Annotated in this window: 14 protein-coding genes; 2 read left to right on the top strand and 12 right to left on the bottom strand. The window is 47.3% G+C overall.

Annotated features, from left to right (window positions below; all coding sequences use genetic code 11):
* Positions 1-177: 177 nt before the first annotated feature.
* From PSFL_RS13245 to PSFL_RS13195, 11 genes are all read right to left on the bottom strand, one after another.
* Entirely contained in the window at positions 178-756 is a 579-nt protein-coding gene (locus tag PSFL_RS13245; protein WP_397470162.1) for a hypothetical protein, read from the bottom strand.
* Positions 757-1,001: 245 nt separating this feature from the next.
* The gene (locus PSFL_RS13240) at positions 1,002-2,252 is read right to left on the bottom strand and encodes a hypothetical protein (RefSeq protein WP_397470161.1); all 1,251 of its coding nucleotides are present in this window, start codon (positions 2,250-2,252) and stop codon (positions 1,002-1,004) included.
* 53 nt (positions 2,253-2,305) lie between these two features.
* Positions 2,306-3,343: a zonular occludens toxin domain-containing protein gene (locus PSFL_RS13235; protein WP_397470160.1), complete on the bottom strand. Its 1,038-nt coding sequence runs from the start codon at positions 3,341-3,343 to the stop codon at positions 2,306-2,308.
* 3 nt (positions 3,344-3,346) lie between these two features.
* On the bottom strand, positions 3,347-3,631 hold the full coding sequence (locus tag PSFL_RS13230) for a DUF2523 family protein (protein WP_397470159.1): 285 nt from the start codon (positions 3,629-3,631) through the stop codon (positions 3,347-3,349).
* An 18-nt stretch (positions 3,632-3,649) separates the two neighbouring features.
* The gene (locus PSFL_RS13225) at positions 3,650-4,645 is read right to left on the bottom strand and encodes a hypothetical protein (protein WP_397470158.1); all 996 of its coding nucleotides are present in this window, start codon (positions 4,643-4,645) and stop codon (positions 3,650-3,652) included.
* A 143-nt stretch (positions 4,646-4,788) separates the two neighbouring features.
* Positions 4,789-5,007 carry a hypothetical protein gene (locus tag PSFL_RS13220; RefSeq protein WP_397470157.1) on the bottom strand — a complete coding sequence of 73 codons (219 nt, stop codon included), beginning with the start codon at positions 5,005-5,007 and terminating at the stop codon, positions 4,789-4,791.
* Between the two features lie 10 nt (positions 5,008-5,017).
* A complete protein-coding gene (locus PSFL_RS13215; protein WP_147282653.1) occupies positions 5,018-5,242 on the bottom strand; it encodes a hypothetical protein in 225 nt (74 codons plus the stop codon).
* A complete protein-coding gene (locus PSFL_RS13210; protein ID WP_397470156.1) occupies positions 5,242-5,538 on the bottom strand; it encodes a propanediol utilization protein in 297 nt (98 codons plus the stop codon). The genes PSFL_RS13215 and PSFL_RS13210 overlap by 1 nt, the downstream gene beginning before the upstream one ends.
* Before the next feature lie 10 nt (positions 5,539-5,548).
* Positions 5,549-5,809 (bottom strand): hypothetical protein, encoded by a 261-nt coding sequence (locus tag PSFL_RS13205; RefSeq protein ID WP_397470155.1) that lies wholly within the window; start codon positions 5,807-5,809, stop codon positions 5,549-5,551.
* Positions 5,809-6,039: a hypothetical protein gene (locus PSFL_RS13200; protein WP_397470154.1), complete on the bottom strand. Its 231-nt coding sequence runs from the start codon at positions 6,037-6,039 to the stop codon at positions 5,809-5,811. The genes PSFL_RS13205 and PSFL_RS13200 overlap by 1 nt, the downstream gene beginning before the upstream one ends.
* On the bottom strand, positions 6,036-7,154 hold the full coding sequence (locus PSFL_RS13195; RefSeq protein WP_397470153.1) for a phage/plasmid replication protein: 1,119 nt from the start codon (positions 7,152-7,154) through the stop codon (positions 6,036-6,038). Before PSFL_RS13195 ends, PSFL_RS13200 begins: the two co-directional genes overlap by 4 nt.
* Before the next feature lie 159 nt (positions 7,155-7,313).
* On the opposite strand from PSFL_RS13195, the gene PSFL_RS13190 reads away from it, so the two are divergent.
* On the top strand, positions 7,314-7,679 hold the full coding sequence (locus PSFL_RS13190) for a helix-turn-helix domain-containing protein (protein WP_397470152.1): 366 nt from the start codon (positions 7,314-7,316) through the stop codon (positions 7,677-7,679).
* A gap of 136 nt (positions 7,680-7,815) precedes the next feature.
* Positions 7,816-8,430: a hypothetical protein gene (locus tag PSFL_RS13185; protein ID WP_397470151.1), complete on the top strand. Its 615-nt coding sequence runs from the start codon at positions 7,816-7,818 to the stop codon at positions 8,428-8,430.
* A gap of 529 nt (positions 8,431-8,959) precedes the next feature.
* Here the strand turns inward: PSFL_RS13185 and PSFL_RS13180 are convergent.
* Positions 8,960-9,823, bottom strand: coding sequence for a hypothetical protein (locus PSFL_RS13180; RefSeq protein WP_397470150.1), 864 nt, complete (start codon positions 9,821-9,823; stop codon positions 8,960-8,962).
* Positions 9,824-9,986 lie beyond the last annotated feature (163 nt).

Below are 9,986 nucleotides of genomic sequence, written 5' to 3'. Positions count from 1 at the left end.
AAGTGTACGTCAGCCTCGCATAATAGACGTTATGGCTAAATCCTCGCCGGGGGCTTCGCAATTTTCCCGGCGTCGGATTCTGCCCTTTCGGGCGGCAAGTACCATAACGTCGGTCTCATTATGCGAACCGTCCTATGAGGGGCTGGGGGGCTCTGGCGGTCAGATTTGAAGCCAGGCTCATGACGGTTTAGGCTCCTTGCCTGGCTTGGGCTGAAAATCGGCCGGCGTCATTCCGTAACACACGATGAACACATCTTTGCTGCCCAGCTCACGATACCAGTGCACAACGTCCTCAATCAGTTCGTCCAAGACACCGATCAAAATATCGTCGTAACCTCCAGGAGCACCGGCTTCATATCGATAACGCGCATTGGTAAAAACTTCCCGATCCTTCTCGATCCAATGCTCGTGACGATCAAGCCGAATACGTTGCCTGATCGGTTCAGGTATCGCATGAAACAACGTAAGCAAATCGTGCTTGTTAGGGCCTCTGTCTTTCCGATAAGCCGGGATTCTGTCTGTCGCTTTCAAATGCTCATGCGCAGTTTTTATTGCGCCCATGTCCAGTTCGTAAGTTTCATTGACTTGGCCAAGGTTGCCATTGGGCTTTGACACGAAGCTTTTCAGCAGGATTTCCATGCCAATTGCAGCATTGATCTGCGCAATGTCCAGCATGTCATGGCCACGTCTAAGGTGCTTCGCAGCCTTCAAATAGCGATAAGCGCTTTCAACCATCCAGGGCGACAAATTTGTCATTACAACAGTCCTTTCACTCATTTTTGTTCAGTTCTTAGACACCAAAGCCAGGAGCTTCGCAACGCTGGAGCCCTTGATTTACGTGGCTTGTTACCGATTACACGTGTCTGCTGCAGCTTTGCAAGATAACGCACATGCTTGGAAGATAGCGACCAAGGATGAACGACCCCTAGTTCATTTAATGCGCTACCCTCCTCCGTTAATAGCTAATGATTATAACTAAACTAAATGACTATTTAGTTTAGTTATATCGGCTCAACCAAGACAGGTGTCAGAAAAAGGACCAGCTCTGTGCTGGTTGATACTGTCGAGCTGCTGGTAAACAACCACTTGAAACCAGGAATCTTACCCAGGTATGGCACGCTTCTAACGACGGTTGTATCCAGATCCGAGTAAACACCACCCAAAGCAATAGTCTGGCCAAACGGCGAAAAAACCCGTGAAGTCAGCGAGGTCGTGTTTATCGGAGGAACGCCATTCATGGCATTAGAATAATCAGGCTCATCCTTTGAAAGAATGACATCCAGCAGCACTCCTTTACCGTTAACAATCGGAGTCACGTCGAGCGACAAGGCGGCCTGCTTGAACGATGTGGAAGTTGCACCATCGCCGGCCGATTGCTGATAAGGAACCTCAGACCCTTTAACAATTTTGGCCTGATGACGGTCAGAGGTGTAAACGCGAGGGCTGGAAATCACCCTGCCCCTGCCCTCCTGCTCCATCGCTGAAAGCCTGGCATCAAGCGTCAAAGCACTTGAAACAATACCGACAGTACCTATCGCACCAGAGGCAAAGCCCAGTGGTACAGAGCCTGAAATAGTACCGGCACCGCTGCCTACAGTGCCACCCCATTGGACGCCCAGGTTCTTGGAGTAAGAGCGATCAACCTCGACGATACGAGCCTGGATCATCACTTGCTTTCTAGAGTAATCAACCGCGGTAATCAACGTTTTGAGCTGCTCTAAACGCGGCTTGCCCATCCTGGCAACGATGATCGAAGAACCGTCTTCAAAGTTCAGAGTTTCTCCAGGATCAAGGGGAAATGCTTTTATAACATCTGAAGCCAAAATGTTATGCACCTTGAAGATTGAAACATCGAAAGAGGTTGCGACAAAAGAAGGATTGCTCTGAATTTGCTGATCTTGACCGGAAATGTATGAGTTTGCCGAATATGATTCACCTGGACGTGGATAAGCACTGACCCGAAGGAACTTACCTTCAACGGCGTATAAGAGCCCATTTGTAGATGTTACATATTCGATAGCTTCATCCCAGCTCACATCCTTCATACGCATAGAAAGTGAACCACGGACGTTTTCGTCTAGTACAAGATTCAAACCACGGTAATCAGCCAAAAGCTGCAAAGCGGATGAAACCGGAATAGTCTGAAAATCAAACGTCAGTTGTTGAGGGGCAGTATTCGCCTGGGATAAGGAAACGAAGAAAAAAAGGAATATGGCAGCATTAAAACGACGCAGTACATTAAAGGTCTTCATGATATGAGTTCCAGGTGGATGGTGGGTTAATTGGTAGAGGTCTTAGCGCTACGCTAAAGCCCTCCCCCAATTAGCCCACCTGTAATTGGATTAGGTTTTTTTAATGACCAATTAGTGATTCTGAAACCGTCAACCAAACAAAAAGCCTCAGTAAAATCAGGAAAATACCGACAGTGATTGAACGAGATGTATCGAGAGTTGCCATTATTGTCTGCAATCAAAGCAAGAGCCTCGGATACAGCCCTTGAAGACGGATCAGGTTTTGAAGGATGAACGAAGCCAACCAGACGCCAAGTGGTTGAGATTGGCAGTTCAGGAGATTTGGCCGGTTCCTTTGCCTTGCTAATTACTGGATGAGTATCAACGACACCAGGTGAGCCGGAGGAAAAGAAACTTTTTACACCGTAAATACCCAGGCCAATGAACAGAACAAAAGCAAAGGCAGTCCCCCAAAGACCATAAGAGCGTAGAAATGAACCACTATTATCAGCCACAGACTCATCACCTACGTCACCTGTTTGAGACTTAGTGGCCGATCTATAATAACCAAAAACAGTAGAGTTATACTTACCTGCAATTTGACGGACAAGCTTTGATTTGGGAGGTTTATCCCCCGTAACAACACCAGAATAAGCGTCAACGCGATAAAACCTTTTAGATTTCTTAGTGATAAGAAAGGTTGTTTCAATTAGAGTTCTAGCCCAGCTAGCAAGCTGAGACAAATCCTGAGTAACAAGAATAACCCGCATGGAGTTACCTTTATCGTCAACCATGTGACGATGCTCTGCTAGTAGTGCTTTATCATTAATGTTGGCTTTCTGAACCGTCTGGCCACTTGGCCACCTACGCCAAAGCTCATCGAGAATAAGGACGCATCCATTTTTAACAAATTCAGTAAGGTCAGGACGCTCCCACCAGTCATGAGGCAACAAATCGATAGAGCCACCGAAATCAGCAAGTAACTCGTCAACAAACAAAGGAATATTGGTTACAACATGACGGCCTTGCTTTAATGAGGGGATGACAACACGTTCAACAACACTAGAGGTCTTGCCTGAACCTGGTTTACCAACATAAGCATGAATAGCCATGAATCACCCAATAAACGGAATGCGACGAACAAGAAAGCGCAAGACGTAAGCGCTAGTCACAACAGTTATTCCGAAAGGAATTTTCATAATTGCCATGAAGTACCAAACAGAAGGAGATATTTGAGAAAATACCTGACCGGCATTGTCGATAAGACCAACGATAAAGCTAGAGCCTATTAGGCTCAGTACAGCCTCCCAAAGCCAACCAGCAATGGCTAAAGGAACTTCAACGATGAAATCCAATATCTGCTCTAAGATAATTAAAATCCATTTGGCGAAAGCACTCATAAAACCCCCTATAAGAAATTAAGCAGACATAAAAATACGAAATGCTAATAAAGACCAAGCAGCGAGGAATACAGCACTCAAAATAGGAGCGATGGACTCAAACAGCGTACAGTGAGAATCAAAAAAGATGGGCGTAGAAAATATTGTTATATAGGCAAACGGACAGGTACCACCTCCAGCGGAATTAATACTTCGCGTAAACCCCGCGACAGATTGCCCAAACGTAGATTGGACATATTTACTGCTCATCCCAGATACAAAGCCATTGTATTTAGCAGCGTTACCCTCATTCGTAAAACGCTCCGTGTCTAGCTGACCAGGAGAAGTAAATCCAAGTTCGGAGCCATCACCTGAACCGCCACCTGTGCCGCCATCATTACCACCGCCGTCTCCATCAGGATCACCACCTGGGTCAGGTGGAGTAGTTACATTAAGGGAATCACCAACACTGGGCTGCTGGTAACCAACCTCACCAGTACAAGCAGAATTCGACGAATCAATACCTACAAAATAATTGCAAAATCCCGAAGAAGTCGAACCGGTATTTAAATAACAAGTGCTCACAGTGGCTGAGGAAGCCAAGTAGGAACACGAATTATGACAAATATTTTGAGTTACCGATGAAACAGACCAAGAAATATAGTATTTGTCGGCTGATTTAATAGCTGATGAATCAGGGCCACGTGACTCTAGAGTGTCCTCACAAATAATAGTGTTCGATCCGATGACGGAAAAATTAGCATTCTTGAGGATGCCGCCATGAGTATAAGTATAGGAGCAGGTTTTCCTCGTTGGAGTGTCTGCGATACAGGCGCCTGGAGTGTAGTTCTTATAAAGCCCACTATCGTCAAACGCGGCAAGGTAAACAACTGCAAACTGTTCTGCCGTAGGAGAGTTAGCAGCAGCCGCACACTGAGTGGGATAAAGACTAGTTGAAGAGCAAACCCAGCCAGCCGAAGCATTTGAAGAAAAGACAAGAGCTAGAAAAAAAGGTAGCGCGAGGAAATATCTCATTTCACCACCCCGCAAAGACTGCGAAAGCGCAACCTGTTCCGATGCAAAACATCGCGAAGTAATAGAGCTGATCCATTCTGCACTCCAAAATTTAGAGAAAAAAAGGGCGCCCGAAGACGCCCAGGTAAACCAGAACCGGCAACTTAGCCCCGAAGGAAACCAAGTACGATTTTTGCACCCTTGATACCGGCATAAACCCCGGCAAGGATCCCAGCAACAGCCAGAACACCAACGGAGATAGTGCTGAAATCAATGGAGGAAGTCAGGCCGGTATAATCCCAACCACCAGTGCCATCAGCTGCGAAAACAGCAGGAGCGGACAGAGCAGCAGAAACAGCAACAACAAGGGTCTTTTTAAACATGGATAAATCCTCAAGCTTGTTTGATGAAATTTAAGAACGCCCGAATCCCCATCGACATAACCATAAAGCTGCCAACTAGGGTGAAACCGGCGCCGAAAGCTTGGCCCAATACAGTTGGGTCAAGTTGTGAAAGGTCAAATGGGGGAATGTATGGAACAGAAACCCAGTCAACCGAGCACGAAGGAGCACCGCCCTGAATAACTAAATCACCAGGGCAATGCAATAAACCGGACATTACGCAGACTTCTGAGGTGCTGCAGTCGATGCAGCACTAGAACTAATACGACGACCTTGGCGAGGGTCAACTTCAAAAATAAGACGGTCATCACGAACCTGTGCAATGACATCACATTCGTATTTTCCAGGCTGAGGTACTTGCTGAGGCGTCTCAGCGTAAAAAGTACATTTCTGTGGATACGGAATATTTGGCAAGTGAGCATATGCCTCGAACATGCAATATGGCTTGCCAGATTTAGCGGCAGTGCCGCTACGATGGTTACCAGTTACTTCGACCACAATAATATTAGACATGATGATGCCCTTATCTCAATGTTGGAAAGCCAGGAACAGTGCCGGGCTTACGGTATGCCCAACTTGGGGCGACAGCTTCAGGGTTACGCCTGAATGTTTTAAATTTTCGTGCCGAACGCTGACGAGCTACTTGCTGCTCAGCCAGTGCAGATAGAAACAAACGCATAAGACTATTAACCCCAGCGCGTTCATCATATTGAGGATCGTTGAGAGCATTTACGAACTCCGTTTCTACGGCAAATCGAAGGTTTAGATAGGCGTCACGATTCATTAAAAACCCATCCATTCAGCAACAGAGGTTGTTCCCGATTCTTGACGCTCTACAAACCAAATACGTTCAGGCTTAACGCCCTGTTCTTTACGGCTTTCTAATAGCTTAAGTGTCTCAACAACCTGTTGCGGAATAACATTTCTCATCAAAGAGGCAAGCCTTGTCTGGTCTTCAAGACGACGACGCTGACCAGCAGTAAGCACGGTGGCATCGAACTTAACTGTTTTCATGCAGCGACCTGCTGAAGATGGTTCGGGCGTTGATACCAAGCAGGTACAGCCAACACAGTTTTTGTAACTTCACGGCACTGGCGGACAAAAACAGGGGCGAAACGGCTTGTATCACAAGCATTTCGAATATTGATACCTATTCGATTAAGTCGTGCAGCGTGGGTTTGCACCTGCTTTTTAGCGAAGTCGAACCGTTGGCCATGCATCCATTGAATGGCATACATAGCTGTTGTATTAGCAGAACGAGTTGAATCAACAATATGCTCTGCCAACAGTTGCTCACTAATGCTAACGATGTCCATCGCTGTCACCTTTAACTTTTCATCTATCTTAAGAAACTCACTGTGGAGTTCGGCTAAACGCCTTTCATCAAATAAACCCCAATAACAAAGGGCTTCGCGCTGTAAAAATTCGCTTTTTAATTCTTGCTCCATGCGGACTACACCTTCTTGGGTGCAGTAATCTCTAACCCGCTTAACATATTTATATTCTTCTGAAGAGTCGCCAAAGGCTCGTTTAAACTTCGGAAGAGTGTTCTGATCCATCTCATAAGCCTTGTCATAGGCTTTACGATATTGAAGACGACCGCCTTTTCCATTGCCTTTTGGAGTCCAAGCAACAGTGCGACCGTTGGGATAAAGAAATCCGATGGAGTGTCCAATGCGTTGACTTGATATGCCACGCAAATAAGCAACTACGTTGCCCTCCCCCAAAGCCACATTAGTCGTCAGATCAATACGTTCAATCTTTGCCCCGTCGACAAACTTTGCACTGGACTCACCGTGGCCAATATCAAGGCGTGTACAGCGCGAAAAACCCGGAAGTCCATAATCCCGCAACAATGAGTTGTAAACAGAAACGCACTGCTCGATAGAGGTGAAACCGAAAAGGTTGTCCAACCGCCCTACCCGGCTCGGATTTCCTTCGACACGGATTTTTCGGCCCTGGACATGAATAGTGACGGATGTGGAAAAGCTGGCCTCATGCTTAAAGCGCGGCTGACGAGTGCTCAACACTTCATTGGTATTCGAGTCGACAGTCAGCGTGAAGATTCCGCACACGATCGGTAGATCATGCTGATGCTCCTGCGAAATAGTCAGCCAATCAATGAACATCCGAAATCCTGTCAAGCCACTAAATGATGTGGCTAAGACTACGATATATTGTGGCGAGGCGGCAAGTGTAATTTGGTGGCTTATGCCACCACATATCGGTGGTGTATGGATATACAGGGGTTAAATTAGATGCATCAAACTGGCGCGGTTGAAATCCAAATGAGCATCGGCGAAAACATCAGAATAAAGCGGGAAGACATAGGTCTTTCCCAGAAGGCTCTGGCCGAAGCCATCGGCAGCGGAGAAAACACGGTTGCAGGATGGGAGAAAGGGAAAAATGCCCCTCCCGGCGACAAGGTAGTGAGCATGGCAAAGCTTTTTGGGTGCGCTACAGATGAAATCTTGCTAGACGAAAGTGAGCGAGACGTGGCACCAGAAATGAGGGCATTGCTCAGAAGATTCAGTGACTTACCAGACAATATAAAACCTCTGGCACGCAGCGTAATGACGTCCCTGCTGGCAACCATCGAGAACGAAGCCGGCAGAAACAGCGGGGAAAAACCTAGCTGGCCTGCGTCTGAATGACCGTGGGAAACCACGGTAAAGTGGGGGTGTAACAGCACCCCCACCTCAAACGGCCGAAAACCGGCCTAATCAGAATTTTCGGTATCCCGAGAGCGCAAACGGTCTCGGCGTAAAAATCAAAAATGGGGATGCAGGTATGACCACGGAAACCATGTCCGACAGAATTGCTCAATCAGTCAAAGACTCGCTAAAAAGCGAGTTTGGAAAAATTGGAGACTCGGTTAAAGAAGCCATCAGAACCGAGCTGGACAAATATGGCACTGGCAAAACCCACGACGAAACGATCTACGATTACCTGCTAATAACCGGCGTGAGTGGCATAGGCGAATCGATGCCGTCCGAGTTCAAAAGCATGCCAGAAAGCACGAAAGAATCGATCATTTCTGCGCTTATGAAGGAGCTCAAGCCCGGCGACGGCATAACATTTTCAGACGATCAAAAAATTCCATTTTGGGTGCAAGCGACACCTCTGGATGAGGGGTTTAGGCCTTCCAAAAACGCTTCTCAGAAGCGATGGATTAGACTTGATTCAATCACCCAAGTAATCCCCAAAGCCTTGTCAGGCGGCGAAGATGAGCCTCAAACAGCAAGGATTTGGGCACTCGCCATTGAAGCAAACAATCAAAAATACTACGTAACAAGCAAAGAATTTAAAGGCGAAGCAATCAGGGAGCCAGAAAGGAAGATGCTTGATGCCGTTACCAAGGCGGTTTCAGTATCAAATTCTGGAGCAGGACTTGGCTTATTTTGATTGGAGGCCGGGGCATTTTTGGTACTGAGAAGTAGCCGAAAAATAGCAGCTTGATAGCAGAGAGATAGCAGTCAAATAGCTGTTAGATAGCTAGAAAGTAGCAATGCCACCAAGCGATAGCCCAGGCGATAAATCATTCAGTTTTACCAAAAACGAAGCGCTAGATAATCGGACCTGCCGGGACCTGTCCAGAGATAGTGCTATACGTCACGGGACCGCGCAGGCTTCGCACAAACCCAGGGTGAATGCCTTGGGGTAATCAGGGCGCGAAGTGACACCACAGTGACTACAGGCAATTTGAACGCGACAAAAAACCCCAGGTCTCTCACGGGCGCTGGGGTTTTTCTTTGGGCGATAGACCGGCCCGCGTTGCGGGGTCTCGGCGCATAAGGTGCAACGTACTAGCAAGAATCTGCGAGGCGCCTAATGCCCTTCGGGCAGGTCGAGGTATGGCGGCTATTCGGGCACGTACTCAGAAAAAAAGAACTCATTCCTCCACAGAGGCACGCGGACGCGAAACGGGTAAGCGTTAGGTGCGTGGAGGAGCATATGTGTAGGGATCAATGCCCCTCAGAGAGCACCAATGCTGCAAGGTAAGCATAAATGCTTCAAGAGGATAAATACTGTATCCCAAGCATCTCATATAAAAATCAAGGCCTTTCAAAGTAGGAATAAATAGTGTCAAGCCGTCCAACTTTACTGGAAAGTTGACCGAGTAGATGAGTCCTGAGGTTGCTAAAGATTCCAACTGCGGTCGAAACCGCGAAAGCGCAATATTACATCCTTCAGCCAGTATTTCGTCGTGCGTAGCGCTTATCGGAACAATTTCACTGAGGTCGCCTGGATACTGAGCCAGAATTTCTCTAACCGTATAAAGCAAACGATTCGATGGCTGGAAGAACGATTCTGCATGCGTAGGCAGTGATGCACCGACGCTACAACATCTTGGGTCGCTGTAGATTGCATTGATGATGCGAGCTTGAAAGGGGGTAAGGCGTTTCAAAGTTTCCGTATAAATGATGGAGTCGTCAGCCGCTGAAGGCGTGCCGGAAGCAATAGCAAGTAGACCGGCCCACATGGACTGAATACGTGGATCATCGGTCCACGAGGCATCCTCGATAACCTGACGAACCAGCATTGGATTGGTATCTCCACTAGAGGTGATTTTTGCCCTCTCCATTTTTTCCCGAGTTTTTTCAGCTATCGCTTCTAGATTCTGGGTCCGGAACACGGCAATTTTATCTTTGAGAAGAAGACCTAGCTCTTCGGCAGCGGGCATGCAGATAGCCCCGAAAAAAGCACCTAAGCCATCTACAGATTTCTCCGTAATTTTCTCGACGGCCTTAGCTATAGGCTTCGTGCCAAAAATATCTACGCTGTTGTCGTCGGACATAAGCAAATCCTGTGAACGCTGCTATGGCTGAAAAAAAAGTGTACGTCAGCCTCGCATAATAGACGTTATGGCTAAATCCTCGCCGGGGGCTTCGCAATTTTCCCGGCGTCGGATTCTGCCCTTTCGGGCGGCAAGTACCATAACGTCGGTCTCATTATGCGAA

The organism is Pseudomonas sp. DD1 (assembly GCF_044510355.1).
Taxonomy (GTDB): domain Bacteria; phylum Pseudomonadota; class Gammaproteobacteria; order Pseudomonadales; family Pseudomonadaceae; genus Aquipseudomonas; species Aquipseudomonas shahriarae.
This window is presented reverse-complemented; position numbering and strand designations above follow the sequence as displayed.